This window comes from Flavobacterium sp. 120 (genome assembly GCF_003633605.1).
In the GTDB taxonomy this organism is placed as follows: domain Bacteria; phylum Bacteroidota; class Bacteroidia; order Flavobacteriales; family Flavobacteriaceae; genus Flavobacterium; species Flavobacterium algoritolerans.
Genome location: NZ_RBKZ01000001.1, coordinates 2,116,202 through 2,136,515, shown reverse-complemented (window position 1 = coordinate 2,136,515; position 20,314 = coordinate 2,116,202). Strand labels below are relative to the sequence as shown.

Here is a 20,314-nt window from a genome sequence, read left to right as displayed (position 1 = left end):
CATAACATGATTTTTCTCATGTAAGGAATTATTATTTCGAGGTATCTTTGCTTTTTTAAATATTAAATTAAACCTGTTTTTTTCATTTTTAGGAATGTCAAAAGTGCCAAAAAACGATTTTTTTGTAAAAGTTTTTTGTAATATTACTACTTAAATCAGCTGGAATGAGAAAAATTAAGTACAAGAGAGGAAAGAAAACACAACCTTATAATTTAGAATATACTGGTATTCATAAAAGTAAGGAATCAGAGCTGCAGTTGTTTGTTTATGATGATTTGGATCTTACCGAGTATGAGGATTTTAAGGTTTCGGATTTAGATAAATATATTGAGGGACAAAAAACAAACTGGATTAATATTCACGGTTTAAATAATGTGGAGTGGCTAAAATCGATTGGAAATTATTTTAAAATCGATAATTTCATGTTGGCTGATATTTTAAATACCACCCGAAGAACAAAACTGGAAGAGTCTCATGATTATTTATTTTTCAACATAAAATCATTGTTACCAGCGGAACACTCGGATAACATAAGTGTCGAACAAATTAGCTTTTTGTTAAAAGACGGGATTCTAATTTCTTTTCAGGAAAAGCGAAGTGACTTTTTCACCCACATTCGAGAACGCATTAGAACCCATTCGGGAATTGTAAGAACTAAGAAAGCGGATTACTTATTGTACATCCTTCTGGATGCCATCATGGAAAATTTCTACATCACTTTAGAAAGCGAGGAAGATAAAATAGAGGAATTGATCAATCTGACCAAGGAAAGTGTGGATCCCATAATTTTAGAAAAAATAGAGAAACACAGAGATAATTTAAATTTTTTAAAACGTTCTATCATTCCGCTTAGGGATTCTTTGTATGATATAAAAAGCATAAAAGACGATAACATATTTAATGTTATGGAAGCAGATACTTTTAGCTTTTTTGCTCGATTGCATCAAAAGAGTTTAGAGCTTTTGGAACAAATTGAATCTGATATGAGTTCTTTGGAAAGTGCGTCTAATTTCTTTTTCTCCGCACAAACGCATAAGATGAATGAGATTATGAAAACCCTGACGATTGTATCGGCTATATTTATTCCGCTGACTTTTATTGTGGGGGTTTACGGGATGAATTTTGAATATATGCCAGAACTGAAACGTCATTATGGCTATCATACCGTTATGGGCGCTATGTCTTTAATAGTGGTTGGAATGATTATTTATTTTAAAAAACGCCGTTGGTTTTAGGAATAAAAAAGGATTACATCCAATTCATTTGGAATTAAATTAAAAAATAAAAAAATGAACAAGGCCATATATATTGCAACAAGCGAACAAAATAGTGGGAAATCGATTATTACGTTGGGATTGATGAGTATGCTTATTGGTAAGATGGCCAAAGTAGGTTATTTTAGACCCATAGTGGAAGATTTTGAAGAAGGAGGATTTGATAATCACATTGAAACCGTGATTGGTCATTTTGGGATGGATATTGAATTTGAAGATGCGTATGTCATTACAAAAAGTAAATTAATCAAAAAGAAGAACAAGGGGAAAATAGGAGAGGTTCTCGATTTGATTATTGAAAAATACAAGAAATTAGAAGAACGTTTCGATTTTGTCTTGGTTGAAGGAACCAGTTTTACAGGGGAAGGAACTGTCATCGAATTAGATATGAATGTTCTGATTGCTAAAAATCTTGGTATTCCAACAATTATCGTGGGTTCCGGAGTGGGAAAAACATTAGAGGAATTAATTGATAGTCTTTACTTAGCTTATGATTCATTCAAAGTTAAAGATGTCGAAGTTTTGGCTGTAATCGCCAATAAAGTGCAGCCTGAAAATATTGAATTGGTAACTAACGGTCTAAAGAAAAGCTTGCCCGAAAGTATATTAGTGAATTCTATTCCTTTGATTCATAAATTGAATAATCCAACCGTACAGGAAATTGTAAATGAGTTGGATGCCAAAGTTTTATTTGGCTCGGCACACTTGAACAATCAAACCGGAAATTTTAGTGTAGGCGCCATGCAATTGTGCAATTATTTGTTGCATTTAAAAGAGAATAGTCTGGTGATAACGCCCGGAGACCGAGCAGACATTATTCTTGGCGCTTTACAGGCCAATGAATCCGTAAATTATCCAACCATTTCCGGAATTGTTTTGACAGGAAATATTTTGCCTGAAATCAGTATTTTGAAATTGATAGAAGGACTTTCTACCATTGTTCCAATTATTGCGGTGGAAGAAGGAACGTATTATATTACCAATAAAATAGGTTCTATTAAATCCAAAATTTATGCAAACAACAAGCAGAAGATTGAAATTTCTATTACTACTTTCGAAAAATATGTCGACTTAGACAACTTGGCTGAAAAGCTAATCACTTTTGAAGCGGAAGGAATGACACCAAAAATGTTTCAATATAATTTAGTAAAAAGAGCCAGACAACATAGAAAACACATTGTTTTACCGGAAGGAAATGACGAACGAATCATTATTGCAGCCTCACAATTATTGACGATGGATGTGGTTGATATTTCGATTATTGGCAACAAAAAACAAATTGAAAATAAAGTGGCGGAGTTGGGACTTCCTTTCGATTTTTCTAAAATAAAAATCATTAATCCGATAGAATCAGAGCATTATGATGATTATGTAAATACCTATTATGAGTTGCGAAAAGCAAAAAATGTAACCATAGGAATGGCTAAGGATTTAATGGAAGATGTCTCGTATTTTGGAACGATGATGGTGTATAAAGGGCACGCGGACGGAATGGTTTCCGGAGCGGCACATACCACACAACATACTATTTTGCCTGCGTTACAGTTCATTAAAACTAAACCCAATTCCTCTGTGGTTTCTTCGATATTCTTCATGTGTTTAGAGGACAGAGTTTCTGTTTTTGGAGATTGTGCCATTAATCCAAATCCTACTGCGGAACAATTAGCAGAAATTGCCATTTCCTCTGCTGATTCCAGTTTGGCTTTTGGTATTGAACCAAAAATTGCCATGCTTTCGTATTCATCAGGTTCATCCGGAAAAGGAGATGAAGTCGATAAGGTAAGAGCGGCAACTGAAATAGTGAGAAGAAAACGTCCCGATTTAAAAATTGAAGGGCCTATTCAATACGATGCAGCCGTTGATATGGCTGTTGGAAAAAGTAAAATGCCAAATTCAGAAGTGGCGGGGCAAGCCAGCGTTCTAATTTTTCCGGATTTGAATACAGGAAATAATACCTATAAAGCGGTTCAAAGAGAAACAGGCGCACTGGCAATTGGTCCGATGTTACAAGGGTTGAACAAACCGGTTAATGATTTAAGCCGTGGTTGTACGGTAGATGATATTATAAATACAGTCGTGATTACGGCGATTCAAGCACAAGGATTATAAAATGAAAATAGTAATTATAAACTCAGGAAGTTCCTCCATAAAATACCAATTGATTAACATGCCGGCAAATGAAGTTATTTGTTCGGGGATGATTGACAGAATAGGACTCGAAACTTCGAATCTAACATATGTAACGGATACGACTAAATTAGAAGAAACGTTGCCTATTGCAAACCATAAAATTGGTTTAGAAAAAATTGCCAAATTACTGATGGATGAAAAAGTAGGGGTGATTAAAAGTACGGATGAAATAGAAGCTGTTGGGCATCGTGTGGTGCATGGAGGAAGCGCTTTTTCGAATACGGTAGTTATTACCAATGAAGTAAAAGATAAAATCAGACAGCTTTTTGATTTAGCACCTTTGCACAATCCTGCAAATTTAGAAGGAATAAATGTTGCCGAAGAAATTTTTAATTTAGCACAACAAGTGGCTGTTTTTGACACGGCATTCCATCAAACGATTCCTGTTGTAGCGCACAAATATGCGGTACCAAATTACCTTTTGACGGAAAATAAAATACGCGTTTACGGTTTTCATGGAACGAGTCACAAATACGTTTCGGAAAATGCGATTCATTATTTGAAGCAAAATTCTCAGAATATAGGTTCTAAAATTATCACGATACATTTAGGAAACGGTTGCAGTATGACCGCTGTAAAAGACGGAAAAAGTATTGATCATACGTTGGGTTTTGGTCCAATGAACGGATTAATTATGGGAACCCGAAGCGGAGATGTGGATCAATCTGTGATTTTTTATCTGGTAAATTCGTTGGGTTATTCGCTTGAAGCGGTGAATACGATGTTGCAAAAACAAAGCGGAATGCTGGGGCTTACCGGTTACAGCGATTTGAGGGACATAGAAGCGAATGCGGAGAATGGAAATGAAGATTGTCAATTGGCTTTAGCGATGAATGCGTATCGAATAAAGAAATATATTGGTTCGTATACGGCTGTTTTAAATGGGCTCGATGCCATTATTTTTACGGCTGGAATTGGGGAGAATTCTTCGTACATCCGTAAATTAGTGTGTACGGATATGGATTATTTCGGAATAGCATTGGATGCATCCAAAAATGAAATTCGTTCGAAAGAAATTAGAGAAATAAACACACCAGATTCAAAGACTAAAATATTAGTCATTCCTACCAATGAAGAAATTGAAATTGCCAATCAGGTATTTGAATTACTGACGAATTAAGAAAATAACCAACTCAAAAAAAGCTTCTGTAAACAGAGGCTTTTTTTATGCCTTTTATTTGATAAATCTAATTATATTTGGATATAAAATACCACATTTTGAAAGCAAGAATTACATCAATAATCCTACTCTATTTTATCTCATTCCAACTTTATTCACAGGAATTACTCCCTTTTGTAGAGAATTACAGCAAATCAAATTATCAAGGTGATAATCAGATTTGGAGTGTTGCGCAAGGAAATGATAACGCCATGTATTTTGCCAATAATTATTATTTATTGCGGTATGACGGCGTAAAGTGGGAGAAAAATAGCTTGCCAAACAAAACAATTATTCGCTCCGTAATGGTTGATGGTGACCGCATTTATACCGGTTCTTATAAAGAATTTGGGTATTGGTTCCGAAAAGAAGGAAAGATGCATTACGTTTCTATTTCTAATTCCAATAAAACTAAAGTTTTTGACGACAGTGATAATGAAGAAATTTGGAAGATATTTAAATTCAATAATAAAATCTACTTTCAGTCTTTTAATGGGCTTTTCCAGTTTGACGGAAAAGTAATTAAAGAAAGTAAATTTGATTTTCTGGTTTCCTATTGCTTTCCGGTTGGTAATGAACTATTGGTTGCTTCGGTGGAAAAAGGAATTTATAAAATGAAGAATTCCAAGTTTGAAAAGATAGAAGGATGGTCCGTTTTAGAGAACAACGTCATCCATGCTATTGAAAAACACCAAAACAAAACGTATTTTTTTACTAAAAAAAACGGAATTTACGTGGAAGAGAATGGTATTCTCAGCACTTGGAAAAGTGCATTAAATGATATTTTGAAAGCAGCAAATATCAACGTTGCCAAATTCATTAAAAACAATAAATTAATCATAGGAACGGCTAATAAAGGGGTTTATATTTTTGATTTGAATTCTGGTTCGTATAAAAACATCAATCGAAATAATGTGTTGATGAACAATTCTATTTTGAGTATTGGCCTGGACAAAGAAAATGATTTGTGGTTGGGGTTAGACAATGGAATTGCTCATATCGAGGTTAATTCTCCTATTTCTATTTTTTATGATAATTCAGGGATTTTAGGCTCCGTTTATTCCGTGGCAAGTACTCCAAAAGGCTATTTGATGGCTTCTAATCATGGTGTTTTTAAATATGAAGACAAAGTGCTTTCGTTAATTCCTAATACGCAAGGGCAAGCTTGGAACATCAGTAAAATAAATAATAAATACCTCATAGGTCATAACGAAGGCACTTTTATATACGAGAATGGATTGTTTTCTAAATTAAGTACTATAAACGGAGGTTGGAATTTAGTCAAAAGCAGCATTAATAATTCCTATTTGCAAGCAACATACAGCGGTGTAATCATTTATAATGACAGTAATGATTTGAATCAAAAGATAGTTATAAAAGGAATATTGAAACCTATCAAATATGTTGCGCAAAACCGAAAAAATGAAATATGGGCAGCCGATAACAATCGAGGTTTGTATCGAATTCTGTATAACGATGCATACGAAACAACTGATATTAAAAATGTCACCCAGCACAGCAAAATAAGCAATGATTTTGGAGTGAAAATATTTGAGTTCAGAAATGAAATCTTGTTTTTAATCAATAAATCGTGGTACACCTATAATTCAATCACCAATCAATTAGAAGAAAATGAATTGTTTAATACTAATTTTAAAAATGTATCAAACATCGTTTCTATTGATGAAAATCACTTTCTGATACTGCAAGAAGGGCTTTTATATCATATTTATGCACATGACAATAAATTTATCCGCACTATTATTCAAGAGAAATATTACAAGGGAAAAATCATTAATGACAATGTAAAAGTTTTCAAAAACAAAGATAATTACCTGTTGAATCTGGATGATGGTTTTATCTCGTTGCAATTAAAATATGCGAACAAGAAAGCATCAAATATAAGTGTTGAAGCCTTTGTAAATGATGATTTGGTTAAAAATAACTCAAAGATTCCATACAATTCTGAGCTTCGCATACATGTAATATCAGGTGTTTTTGGAGCAACAAGACCTAATTTATTTTATAAAATAAATGGTACCAAAGAATTTATTCCTGTAAATGAAGGTTTGATTGTTTTGAATAATTTAAATAGCGGTTCCAATGAGATTACGGTTTACCTTCATGACGGATTGAATTATGATAAAATTTCGAACTTCCAATTTATTGTGGCTAAACCATGGTATTTTTCTATTTGGATGATTTTATTATATCTGATAGTGATTGGTGGTATATTGTATCTGTATTACAAATGGAATAAAATGCGTTACATTCAGAAACTGGAGTTGCGTGATGAAGAATTAAAACATCAAAAGAAAATTCTGGAGATGGAATTAAAGGCCGAAAACGAATTGAATATTCAAGAATATGAAAAACATATTCTAGAACTGGAATTGCAATCGAAGTCTTCAGAGGTTGCCGGAAAATCACTTTCGATTGCGAAGCAAAGTGAAATGATTGAGAATATTCAAAGTATTCTGGATTCAGATATGGATTTTAATAAACTAAAAAGTGAAATCAAAAAAGCCATAAAAATCAATGCTGTTAACAAACATGAATGGGAAACGTTTGAAACAAATTTGAATCAAATTCACAATGAATTTATAATTAACCTTTCAAAAAAATATCCAAACCTAACTTCGAAGGATATTAAGCTCTGTATTTACTTAAAAATGAATCTTTCGTCTAAGGAAATTGCACCCATGATGAATATTTCTTTTAGAGGTGTAGAACTTCATCGCTACCGCTTAAGAAAGAAATTAAACCTTGTTCAGGACGAAAATCTCTCTAAATTTTTATTAACTGTATAAATAAGCTTTATTTTTTATAGATAATATATTATTTCAGTGTATTTATTACGGAATTGCAACACATCATTACTACATCATATAGATGTAGTGTAGTATCTCATAACCGCTCTTATAGGCAGTAATACATAGATTTATGATCTTGTTTTGCTGTTTTGATGTATTCGTGTAGTATCGCCGTTTTGCTTACTATAACGTTGTAATTATTTACTTTGGCTCCACTAACTTTAACAAATCATTATTATATGAGAAATATTATTTTTAGCTTTTTAGCACTCATTTTACTACCGGCATACATGTCTGGACAAGTAATTAAGGGAAAAGTATTAGATAAGGATGGAATTGGGATTCCTGGAGCCATGATAGTTGCGGCTGATTCTAAAACTTCAACTGATACCGATTTTGACGGTAATTTTAATATCAATGCCAAAGTAGGTGAGGTATTAAAAATTAGCATGGTAGGTTTTGATGCTGTATCAGTTCCTGCAACAGCTACACCCATGAGCATACAATTGCAAGAATCCAAAGACACTGAATTAAAAGAAGTGGTTATCATTGGGTACGGAACCAGAAAAAAAATTGATAATACTACGGCAATTACTTCATTAAAAGCTGAGGAAATATCTAAAACCAAAGTATTGAATGCTTCGCAAGCCATACAAGGTAAAGCGGCGGGTGTTCAGGTAATTTCTTCAGACTTACCAGGAAGTACTCCTTCAGTAATTATTAGAGGTTTGGGTACCGCTTTAGGTGGACGAACTCCTTTATATATTGTAGATGGTATGCCTACGGAGAATATCAATAACGTTAATACGAATGATATTACTTCGTACGAAATTTTGAAGGATGCATCTGCATTAGCAATTTATGGAACCAGAGCTGCCAATGGTGTAATCATTATTACGACTAAAAAAGGTAAAGGAGATAAGGTTTCTGTAGAATTTGAAAGTTTTGCAGGTTTTAGAGCGCCTTTGAAAAAAGTAAAAATGGCAGGAAGTAATAAGTACTCACATTATTCGAATTCTGCTTTGCAAACCACAACTTTTTCACAGGATCAACCTGTTAATACCGATTGGTTTGATGCCATTACCAGAACAGGTTCATATACTCAGAATAACGTTTCAGTTTCTGGAGCATCAGAGAATATTAAATACTTCTTCAGTTTAGGAAATTATCAAGAGAAAGCAATTCTTAACGGATTGGATTACAGTCGTACTACTTTTAGAAGTAATAACGAATTCAAAATTTCTAAAAAACTGACTTTAAATCAAAATTTCAGTTTTGGTTCAGCAAATTCAACACCAAAACCATTAAGCGCTTTTACTAACGCTTACAAACAATCTCCAATTGTTCCTGTTCGTTTTTCAAATGGACAATACGGTGTTTCTTACGTTGGGGCCGACGGTTTTGCTGGCACTTCAGGTTCTTCTTTTAACAATGTTGGAAATCCTGTAGCACAATTGGATTATTTTGATGAAGAGCAAAGAAGCATAACGCTACAAGGTGGTTTGAAATTAGATTATGATATTTTAAAATCATTAAAATTCACGTCACAATTTAACGGGGAATATTATTCTTGGAAAAATTACAATTTCGAAGACACTAAAACAATTTGGCAGTCGAACAATAATCCGGGGCAGTTAAGCAGTATTATTTATCCAGCGGATAAAAATGTTAATTTATTGACAAAAGGCAGAAATCAATATTTCAATTGGAACCTATCTAATTACCTGACTTACAATAAAGTTTTTGCTGATATTCATGATATTGAATTAACAGCAGGTATCGAAACTTCAGTTAGAGGAGCCAGAGAACAATTGACTGTTGCCAGAAAAAATGTAAATGCAGATTCAAATTACTGGTCATTAGCAGGTGTTGATTATGTAGGAACGGTTGTTAATTATAAAGATGAGGTTTTTAATGAAAATAAAATAGCTTCTTATTTTGGTCGTTTCCAATACAAATTAATGGACCGATACTTATTTACAGGTACAATCAGACGTGATGGTTCATCAAATTTTGGTAAAGATTATCGTTGGGGAACTTTTCCGGCCTTTGGTTTAGGATGGGTTATCACCAAAGAAGAGTTTATGGCTAACGCAAAAGGAATAGACTTATTGAAATTAAGAGGAGGCTGGGGTAAATTAGGAAACCAAAATGTACCTCTTAACAACCAAGCATATAGTTCTGGTCTTACGTATTATTTAGGAGGTTCTATATTGAATGAAGGTACTACTATCAATTCTCAAGTAGATCCAAGTTTGTCATGGGAAATTACCGAGGAAACGTCTGCAGGTTTAGATTTTGAATTATTGAACAACAGATTGAAAGGATCGTTTGATGTGTATGATAAAACAACAACAAATGTTATTTTAAACACAAGACCATACATAACTTCCGGTATAAGTAATTCTTCACCGGCACATGTTGGAGAAGTGTCTAATAAAGGATATGAGATTGCTTTGCGTTGGGACGATAAACTAACGGATAATTTAAGTTACTGGGTTGGAGGGAATTTCTCTAACAACAAAAATGAATTGACAGGTTTGAAAGATGCTACGCTTGCGCCAATTACAGGTGGAGATTTAGGAAATGGACAATGGACAAAATTATTAGATAATACTTCTGTTGGGAAACCATTAGGTAGTTTCTATATGTATGAGTATGCTGGTTTTGATGCTACAAATGGGAAAATGTTGTACTATACTGCGACAGGAGCCAAAGTGACTCAAGATGCTTTAGATGCGAATGCTGATAAAAAATACGTTGGTTCTATTTTACCAAATTCAACGTATGGTGTTACTTTAGGAATAAACTATAAAAACTTTGATTTCTCCGTGGACGGATATGGTACTTCTGGTGCTAAAGTTTACAATGGTAAAAAAGCACAACGTTTTACAGGAGAAAATATTGAAGATTCATTAGCGACAGATTTTTGGACAGTAAACAATACAACTGCTTCAAAACCTGGTCCGTTTAACCAAGTTCCTGTAGCATCTACTTACTATTTAGAATCTGGGGATTTCTTTAGAATCAACAATATTACTTTAGGATATAAAATTCCTTTGAAAGGAGAATTTTTAAATTCTTGCAGAATATATGTAAATGCTATAAATCCATTTATCACTCAAAAATTCTCAGGTTTCTCTCCGGAACTAAATGGTAATGGAGATCCTTATGGAACACAAGGTATTGAGTTGGATGCATACCCAACATTAAGATCAGTTGTTATTGGTGCTAATTTAAAATTTTAATACAATGAAAAAGATATATATATCAATTTTTGCGCTATCCGCATACTTTTTCTCGGGATGTTCAAACGACTATTTAGATGTGGATCAAACAGAATCTATTTCTACAAAAGACATTGAATTATTCAATAATGATGCAGGAGCAGCCACTTTTGTAACAGCAATCTACAGTAAGTTTTTAGATTGGAACATGACTTCATTTTCTTGGATTGGGTTGTCAAGTATTGCTTCTGATGATGCTGACAAAGGATCGTCTCCAGGAGATACAGGTTCAGATAAAGATTTAATGGATGCCTTAACCTATAACGCTTCAACGCCATCTACAAGTGAGATTTTTGCAGCTAATTACGAAGGAATTAACAGATGTAATCAAGCATTAAGTATTATCCCGCAATTAGATAAAGCAGATCCTGCTTTACGAGCAAGATTATTGGGAGAAGCTAAGTTTTTGAGAGCTTTTATGTATTTCACTTTGGTGAAAACCTATGGTGGTGTTCCAATTATCGATCATTTACCAAATCCTTCTTCAGAAGAAGATAGAATTATGCAATTAACGCGTAAAACAAGTGCCGAAGTATATGCTTATATCGAAAGTGATTTGAATGATGCTATTGCGGTATTGCCAAACAAATCAGAATATGCGGCATCTGAAAAAGGAAGAGCTTCAAAAGGAGCTGCCTACGCTTTATTGGCAAAAATAAATTTATACCAAAAAAACTGGCAGAAAGTAGTGGACAACTGTAACCTGGTTACAGGATATGCTATCGTTTCAGATTATGCTTCTATGTATAAATTGGCAGGAGAGAATGATGCCGAATCTATCTTTGAAATACAAGGTACAGGTTCTGTGCCAGCCAAAGGGATTTCTGGATATTCTAATACGCAAGGTGCTCGTGGTGCCGGTGGTTGGGGCTGGGGTTTCAACACACCATCTCAAAGTTTAGTAAATGCTTATGAAGCTGGTGATGTCAGAAAAAATGCAACAATCATTTTTGCAGGAACTACATTATACGATGGTAGAGTAGTACCATTGACTGTTGAAAATCCAAGATACAACTATAAAGCATATTCTTCTGCTTTTACAGATGGTTGGGAAACCGATGTGAATATCAAATATTTGAGATATGCTGAGGTGTTATTAATGAAAGCCGAAGCACTTAATGAATTGAATCAAACTCCTGCTGCGATTCTTTTGTTGAATCAAATTAGAACAAGAGCTGGATTAGGGAACACAACTGCTGTTTCTCAAGGAGATGTAAAAACTGCAATTTGGAAAGAAAGAAGAGTAGAAATGGCATTTGAGCATGATAGATTCTTTGATTTAGTACGTACAGGACAAGCTGTAGCTGCTTTTGCTATTGATGGAAAAACATTTGTTGCAGGCAAACATGAATTGTTTCCATTGCCACAGGCTTTCATTATACAAGCAGGTGGATTGTCAACACAAAATCCTGGTTATTAATTTAAAAAAACAGTAAAATGAAAAAAAATAAATATATTTTCTTATTTGCTTCTGTTTTAGCTTCACAGTTTTTTGTGAGCTGTAACGAGGATAGTATAGATAAAGTTAATACCCCAATTGCTTATGAAGCAATTGGCGGGTATGAAAGTTCAGATGATGTTGCTGCCGCTAATTTGGTTACTAAATTTAGTTTTGAGAACAGTATTGCAGATTCAAAAAATGGAATAACTGGTGGGGTAGGTACAAATGTAACTTATGGAAACGGAATCAAAGGAATGGCTTATAAAGGATCTTCAAGTTCTTTTATTGCTTACAATGCAGTAGCGAGTTCTTTGGTCGATGTAAAAAGCATTACCGTTTCTATGTGGATTAATACAAATCCACACACAGGAGGAGCGCAGTCATTATTTATGTTGCCAAAAACAACTGATTTCTGGGGAAATATTTTCTCATTAATTGAAGGTACAGGTCCAGCAACAACAATGTTAGTGAAAAATCACGTTCAAAAAGATGTAATGCCAAGTATTGCATGGTCTGGTCAGTTTATTGAGCATGGAGGCACAAATGTTTTAACGAATATGTTTGGAAAATGGAAACACGTAGTATGGACTTATAGTGGAGCTAGTTCTACTTATAGCATGTACATTGATGGACAAAAGCTTGATTTACCCGCTTCAATCTCTAAGAGATATGCAAGTGATCCTCTTACCGGAGGTGTTGGTTATGGGGATCTTGCCAATTCGAATGTTTCAAAATTCATTATTGGAGGATTTCAACAACATTTAGGTACTCCATGGGGTGCTCCGGATGGTTGGATGTTGAATTATACCGGTATGATGGATGAATTCAGAATATATAATGCAGCTCTTTCTGATAATGAAGTTGTCGCTTTATTTAAATTAGAAAAAGACAACAGATAAAAAGCACTCTTACACACCTAGTTTTCCATAAACTAGGTGTTTTTTCAATTATTAATACTTTTATTTTATAAAAATGAAAAAGTACTTATACGGACTAATTTTTTTAAATCTTTTTATTTCTTGTTCCTCATCATCTCCTGAAGGGAAGGGTGGCGGAACTCCATTGCCAACTAGTCCGACAGTGCCCACAGTTCCTTTAACTGATACGGAAGCTATGGATCAAGTCCAAAAAGATGCTATCAAATATTTTTGGGAATATGCCGAAACCAATTCAAAATTGGCACGGGAACGTTACCTTACTGAAGATCCTAGTTTTGAAGCTAATATTATTACAACTGGAGGTTCAGGATTTGGTTTAATGACACTTATTGTAGGTGTGGAACGAGGTTTTGTACCAAGAGCCGAAGCCGTTTCCCGACTTACAACAGCAATGACTTTTTTAGAAAATGCAGAACGTTTTCATGGTGCATGGCCACATTGGATAAACGGAACAACAGGAAAAGTAATCCCTTTTGGAACAAAAGATAATGGTGGGGATATTGTTGAAACTTCTTTTTTATGCCAAGGATTGTTAACCGTTAGAGAATATTTTAAAAACGGAAATACAGCAGAAAAAGCGCTTGCTGCCAAAGCAGATAATTTGTGGAAAGGTGTAGAGTGGGATTGGTACACAAAAGGTGAAAATGCCATGTATTGGCACTGGTCTCCTAACTATGGTTGGGAAATGAATTTTAAATTAGAAGGTTACAACGAATGTTTGATTACTTATGTTATGGGTGCAGCTTCTCCAACACATCCAATTCCAGCAGCAGCGTATCATCAAGCTTGGGCTCGTAACGGTGCAATTGCAAATGGAAGTTCTCAATATGGAATACCGGTAATTTTTAATTATAACGGGGCTACAGGAAATGTTGGGCCTTTGTTTTGGGCACAATATTCTTACTTGGGAATGGATCCTCGAGGATTGACAGATGCGTATGCAAATTATTGGACAGTGACACAGAACCATTCTAAAATCATCAATCAATATTGTATTGCCAATCCAAAACAATGGGCAGGTTATTCCGATAAATGTTGGGGATTAACAGCTAGTTACACCAGAAATCCCGATGGTACTACAGGATATACGGCACATCAACCGTTGAATGATACGGGAGTAATTTCGCCTACGGCAGCTTTATCCTCATTCCCTTTTACACCTGCGGAAAGCATGAAATTTTTGCATTATTTGTATGATGAAAAAAAGAGCTCTTTAATTGGGATTGCAGGACCTTATGATGCCTTTTCGCCTCATTATAATTGGGTGACTCCACGTTATTTAGCCATTGATCAAGGTACAATTGTTCCCATGATTGAAAATCATCGTACGGGATTGATTTGGAAATTATTTATGCAGGCACCAGAAGTAAAAGTGGGTTTGAAAACATTAGGTTTTTCGTCCACTCAATATGGATTTTAAAATAAATTTTAGATGAAATGTAAATTAGCAATAGTCACGTTATTATTTTCCATTGTTTCTCTTGCCCAAAAGGATGAAATTGGTACAATAAAAACCGAAATCGTGCAAAAACGCGAATTAACTTTTGCTTTGCATATTCCAAAAAATGCCAAAGAGAAAAAACCGCTGATTGTTTTTCTTCATGGTTCTGGTGAAAAAGGAACCGATATCGAAAAAGTAAAAGCGCATGGGCCATTCAAGTATTTGAAAAGTCACGACTTAGATGCGTATGTTCTGGCACCGCAATGTCCTGAGAATGAATATTGGAATGAAGAAGTGCTCTATCGTTTGATTTTAAAAATTCAAAAAGAGAATAATATAGATAGCAACAGAGTTTATCTTACAGGTCTTAGTATGGGTGCTTGGGGCGCTTGGAATCTAGTTTTTGCACATCCTGAAACCTTTGCCGCATTAGTTCCTATTGCCGGATATGTGGATAGAATTCCGATGATAGAAAACTGTAAAATCGCAGCCATTCCAACTCGGATTTTCCATGGATTACTGGATGATGTCGTGAATGTAGAGTATTCGATTGCGATGTATAAAAAATTGAAAACCTGTAATACAAATGTGGCGCTAACGATTTTTGATGATGCAAATCACGATAGTTGGACAAGAGTATATGACAACCAAGAAATTTATGATTGGATGTTCAAACAAACAAAAAACAGACAAAATGAAAATTAAACTTATTATATTCCTTATTGGCTTTTCACTTTTTGGCTACAGCCAAAAAAAGACAACTAAAAAGGCAGTTACAATCAAACCCAAAACCGAATTTGTAGCTGAGTTACTTTCGAAAATGACTTTGGAAGAGAAAATTGGCCAATTGAATTTGCCAACTTCTGGTGATATTACAACTGGTGCTGCCAGTAGTTCTAATGTGGCGAAGAATATCGAAGAAGGTAAAGTGGGTGGTTTATTCAACATCAAATCAGTTCAGAAAATAAAAGAAGTACAGAAAATTGCTGTAGAAAAAAGCCGATTGAAGATTCCGTTGCTTTTTGGAATGGATGTGATTCACGGGTATGAAACAACCTTTCCAATTCCGCTTGGATTGTCTTGTACTTGGGACATGAAATTAATTGAAAGAAGTGCTCAAATTGCAGCACAGGAAGCCAGTGCCGATGGAATCAACTGGACTTTTTCACCTATGGTTGATATTTCTCGTGATCCACGCTGGGGAAGAGTTTCAGAAGGTTCGGGTGAAGATCCATTTTTGGGAAGCCAAATTGCAAAAGCAATGGTCAATGGATATCAACAAAATGATTTGTCGAAGAACAATACCATTTTATCATGTGTGAAACATTTTGCTTTGTATGGTGCGCCAGATGCAGGACGTGATTACAACACGGTTGATATGAGCCGAATAAAAATGTACAACGATTATTTTCCTCCTTACAAAGCCGCTATTGATGCCGGAGTTGGTTCGGTTATGGCGTCTTTCAATGAAATTGATGGAATTCCCGCTACCGGAAACAAATGGTTAATGACTGATGTATTGAGAAAACAATGGGGTTTCAATGGTTTTGTAGTGACTGATTTTACAGGGATTCCTGAAATGATAGAACACGGAATGGGGGACTTACAAACGGTATCAGCTTTGGCATTAAATGCCGGAATTGAAATGGATATGGTGGGTGAAGGTTTCCTTACTACTTTGAAGAAATCATTGGAGGAAGGAAAAGTGAGTATCGAACAAATTGATAATGCGGCTCGTCTTATTTTGAATGCCAAATATGATTTGGGATTGTTTCATGATCCGTATAAATATTGTGATGAAAAAAGAGCTAAAACGGAGGTTTTTACAAAAAACCACAGAGCAGAAGCTAGAGCTATTTCAGCGCAATCTTTGGTTTTATTGAAAAATAACAATCAGCTGCTTCCGCTGAAAAAATCAGGAACAGTTGCTGTTATTGGCCCATTGGCTGATGCCAAAGAAAATATGGCGGGTACTTGGAGTGTGGCTACTAATATGGATAAATCCATTTCATTAATAGCAGGAATCAAAGAAGTTGCCGGTGATGCTACAAAAGTGCTTTACGCCAAAGGAAGTAATCTGGATTATGATGCTGCTTTCGAGGAAAAAGCAACTATGTTTGGAAAAACATTGCACCGTGATAGCAGAACTACCGAGGAATTATTGGCGGAAGCCTTGAAAATAGCCAATCAATCGGATGTAATTGTTGCAGCTTTAGGGGAATCAGCAGAAATGTCAGGAGAAAGCAGCAGCCGAACTAATTTGGAGATTCCACAAGCTCAAAAAGACTTATTACAAGCATTGTTGAAAACAGGAAAACCAGTTGTTTTGGTTTTGTTTACAGGCCGTCCATTGGTATTAGTTCAGGAACATAAAACTGTTCCAGCAATATTGAATACTTGGTTTGCAGGAAGCGAAGCAGGAGCTTCAATCGCTGACGTTTTGTTTGGAAATGAAAATCCTTCCGGAAAATTAACAGCTACATTTCCAAGAAGCGTAGGACAAGTGCCGATTTATTACAATCAAAAAAATACCGGAAGACCACTTGCGAACAAGGAAGGGAAATTCGAAAAATTCAGATCGAATTATATTGATGAAAGAAATGAACCTTTATATCCTTTTGGTTTTGGATTGAGTTATACCACTTTTGGCTATTCAAACTTGAAAATTTCATCCAATAAAATGAGCTTCAATGAAAAAGTAATGGTTAGCGTTGACGTTACAAATACTGGAAATTTTGACGGGAAAGAAGTAGTTCAATTGTACATAAGAGATTTAGTAGGATCGGTTACAAGACCTTTAAAAGAATTGAAAGGATTCCAAAAAGTATCCATTAAAAAAGGAGAAAAACGAACAGTAACTTTCGAAATTTCTGTTGAAGAATTAAAATTTTATAATTCTGATTTACAATTTATTGCTGAACCGGGTGCTTTTCAAGTTTTTGTAGGCACGGATTCCAGCACTGACAATAAAGTTGATTTTGTGTTGATTAAGTAAATGTTTGGTTTGTTTATTTATGATCAGCCCTTCGGTATTTATATCGAGGGGTTTTTTTTATAAAAAAGTGTGTTTATAAAAACGTCACGAAGATTAATGGCTTTATTTGTTTTTTATAAATTCAGAAAAAATAATTTGCAAGATTTTTTTTGAATGTGGTATCAAATATTCGTTAAGAATCACGAAATTGCCGTTCCTATTGAAACCGAAAAATTCAAACCATCACCGAATTAAATTATGAGAAAATCAATTTTATGTGTTGCACTATTCCTTAACGGAATTGTTCTTTTTGCACAAACTAAAGAAGAACAAACCCTGAAGGAAATTTATAAATCATCCTTAACCAATGCCAAATGTTATCCTTGGCTAGAACATTTATCCAATAAAATTGGCTCTCGATTATCGGGTACAACCGGAGCCGAAAAAGCAGTTTTGTATACCAAAGCACAATTAGAAACACTCGGATTAGATAAAGTATATCTTCAGGAAGTGATGGTGCCAAAATGGGTTAGGGGCGAAAAAGAAATTGCGTATTTACAATTTGGAAATCAAAAAATCAGTTTTCCAATATGCGCGCTCGGCGGCTCTGTTGCCACTCCCAAAAAAGGAGTACAAGCGACTGTAATTGAAGTAAAAAGTATAGAGGAATTAACAGCATTAGGGGAAGAAAAAGTAAAAGGGAAAATAATCTTTTTTAACAGACCTATGAACCCTGAATTTATTGAAACTTTCAAAGCATACGGCAGTTGTGTAGACCAAAGATCATCAGGAGCAAGAGAAGCGGGAAAACTGGGTGCATTAGCCGTAATTGTGAGATCGATGAATTTACGATTGGATGATTTGCCACATACCGGAGGAACCAATTATGGAGAAATTTCAAAAGAACAACGAATTCCGGCTGCTGCTATTAGTACAAATGGGGCTGAACTTTTAAGTAAAAGTTTAAAAGAAAAACCAAACGCTCCATTCTATTTAAAACAATCGTGTCAGACATTTGATGATGTTTTGTCTTATAATGTTGTGGGAGAAATAACGGGTTCTGAACATCCAGATAGAATAATGGTCGTTGGAGGACATCTTGATTCCTGGGATTTAGGGGACGGATCTCATGACGATGGCGCTGGATGTGTGCAAAGTATGGAAGTATTGAATATCTTTAAAAATATAGGATATAAACCTAAAAATACGCTTCGTGTGGTATTGTTCATGAATGAAGAAAACGGTGTCCGCGGCGGAAAAGAGTACGAAGATCAATCCAACAAAAACAAAGAGAACCATATTTTTGCTTTAGAAAGTGATTCAGGAGGATTTTCACCAAGAGGTTTTTCAATTGATGCTGATGAAGCAAATTTCAATAAAATCAGTAGTTGGGCAACTTTATTCGAACCGTATTTAGTTCATAAATTTGTAAAAGGACATTCTGGTGTTGACATTGGTCCATTGAAATCAAATCATATCGTAAAAGCCGGATTACAACCAGATTCACAACGTTATTTTGATTACCATCATGCTGCAAATGATACTTTTGATGCTATCAATAAAAGAGAATTAGAATTAGGAGCGGCAACTATGGCTTCACTAATGTATTTGATAGATCAGAATGGAATTGTAAAATAAAAACACCCTAATTTGTGAAGGTGCTATAGGCTATTTTTTTCAATATTTGAAGGAAATAGTGAATGTAGCACCTTCATTTATTTTGCTCTCTACCGCTATTCGGCCACCTAAACTTGTAATGTGATTGTAAACTAGATACAATCCTATACCGTTGCTGTCCACGTTACTGTGAAATTTTTCATATAAACCAAAAATCTTATCTTTCACTTTATCCATATCAAAACCTAACCCATTATCAGAAAAAATTAATTGGTTCACGCCATTATTTTTTCTAGATTGAATACTAATTACTGGTACTTGATGTGGTTTTGAATATTTAATGGAATTGGTTAGTAGATTCAGAAAAATACTTTTAATGTAGGCCTTGTTGAAAGTAACATTCTCAAAAGCTGAAAAGTCAACATTAATAATTGCTTTTGAATCGCTTACCAAGGAATTTATGGATGCAAGGACTTCAGCAAGTGATTCGGTTAAATTTATTTCTTCAATTTGAGTATTTATATTCTCGTTTTCTACCAATTCATCGATAGATTCGTTTAATGTTTCTTTTAAATTTTCACTGGTTAATTTAAGAATATTAATCAATTCCAGTGTTTCCGGATCATTGATTTTAGAAACATCAATAAGACTAAAAACCGAAAGCATATTATTGATAGGTGACTTTAAATCATGGGAAGTTTTGTGTGATAAAACAGTAAGTTCCTTGTTGATTTGTGTAAGATTTGCAAGAAGTAAATTGCGCTCTTCTTCTACTTTCTTTTTGTGAGTGATGTTCTTGGCAATCGCATACACTAATTTTTCGGATTCAACAGGCATAGATGTCCAAGATAGCCAAACAATCTCTCCGCTTTTCGTTAAATACCGATTTTCGAAATTTAAAAGGGGCTTGTTTTTATATACTTGCTCTCTGGTTTCGATTGTAATTTTAAGGTCTGGAGTATAAACAAAACTACTTATAGGTCTAGCGTATAATTCCTCTTCAGAAAAGCCTAATAATTTTGAAACAGCGGGATTTATTCTCTTGAAAAAGCCATCAAATCCTGCAATACAAATAAAATCAGCGGAGATATTAAAAAAATTATCAAAGTGATAGATCCCTTCTGAATCAGGATTACTTTTTTTTACAGTCATTGATTTTAGAGGTTACTTATCATTCGGA

Annotated in this window: 12 protein-coding genes; 11 read left to right on the top strand and 1 reads right to left on the bottom strand. The window is 34.6% G+C overall.

The window, feature by feature from the left end:
- The first annotated feature begins 164 nt into the window (after positions 1–164).
- From corA to C8C87_RS09105, 11 genes are all read left to right on the top strand, one after another.
- Entirely contained in the window at positions 165–1,235 is a 1,071-nt protein-coding gene (gene corA, locus C8C87_RS09155; protein WP_121342386.1) for a magnesium/cobalt transporter CorA, read from the top strand.
- Between the two features lie 54 nt (positions 1,236–1,289).
- Positions 1,290–3,383, top strand: a complete 2,094-nt coding sequence (pta, locus tag C8C87_RS09150) for a phosphate acetyltransferase (RefSeq protein ID WP_121342385.1) — start codon at positions 1,290–1,292, stop codon at positions 3,381–3,383.
- A gap of 1 nt (position 3,384) precedes the next feature.
- Entirely contained in the window at positions 3,385–4,584 is a 1,200-nt protein-coding gene (locus C8C87_RS09145) for an acetate/propionate family kinase (protein ID WP_121342384.1), read from the top strand.
- Between the two features lie 98 nt (positions 4,585–4,682).
- Positions 4,683–7,433: a histidine kinase gene (locus C8C87_RS09140; protein WP_233550021.1), complete on the top strand. Its 2,751-nt coding sequence runs from the start codon at positions 4,683–4,685 to the stop codon at positions 7,431–7,433.
- A 242-nt stretch (positions 7,434–7,675) separates the two neighbouring features.
- Positions 7,676–10,684 (top strand): SusC/RagA family TonB-linked outer membrane protein, encoded by a 3,009-nt coding sequence (locus C8C87_RS09135; RefSeq protein WP_121342382.1) that lies wholly within the window; start codon positions 7,676–7,678, stop codon positions 10,682–10,684.
- A 4-nt stretch (positions 10,685–10,688) separates the two neighbouring features.
- Entirely contained in the window at positions 10,689–12,143 is a 1,455-nt protein-coding gene (locus C8C87_RS09130; RefSeq protein ID WP_121342381.1) for a RagB/SusD family nutrient uptake outer membrane protein, read from the top strand.
- 17 nt (positions 12,144–12,160) lie between these two features.
- Positions 12,161–13,063, top strand: a complete 903-nt coding sequence (locus C8C87_RS09125) for a LamG-like jellyroll fold domain-containing protein (RefSeq protein ID WP_121342380.1) — start codon at positions 12,161–12,163, stop codon at positions 13,061–13,063.
- A gap of 73 nt (positions 13,064–13,136) precedes the next feature.
- Positions 13,137–14,522, top strand: coding sequence for a glucoamylase family protein (locus C8C87_RS09120; protein ID WP_121342379.1), 1,386 nt, complete (start codon positions 13,137–13,139; stop codon positions 14,520–14,522).
- Positions 14,523–14,534: 12 nt separating this feature from the next.
- Entirely contained in the window at positions 14,535–15,248 is a 714-nt protein-coding gene (locus C8C87_RS09115; RefSeq protein WP_121342378.1) for a prolyl oligopeptidase family serine peptidase, read from the top strand.
- Positions 15,238–17,538: a beta-glucosidase BglX gene (gene bglX, locus C8C87_RS09110; RefSeq protein ID WP_121343338.1), complete on the top strand. Its 2,301-nt coding sequence runs from the start codon at positions 15,238–15,240 to the stop codon at positions 17,536–17,538. The genes C8C87_RS09115 and bglX overlap by 11 nt, the downstream gene beginning before the upstream one ends.
- Positions 17,539–17,775: 237 nt before the next feature.
- Positions 17,776–19,155, top strand: a complete 1,380-nt coding sequence (locus tag C8C87_RS09105; RefSeq protein ID WP_121342377.1) for a M28 family peptidase — start codon at positions 17,776–17,778, stop codon at positions 19,153–19,155.
- Positions 19,156–19,194: 39 nt separating this feature from the next.
- Here C8C87_RS09105 and C8C87_RS09100 read toward each other — a convergent pair whose 3' ends face one another.
- Positions 19,195–20,286: a PAS domain-containing sensor histidine kinase gene (locus C8C87_RS09100; protein WP_121342376.1), complete on the bottom strand. Its 1,092-nt coding sequence runs from the start codon at positions 20,284–20,286 to the stop codon at positions 19,195–19,197.
- Positions 20,287–20,314: the final 28 nt, after the last annotated feature.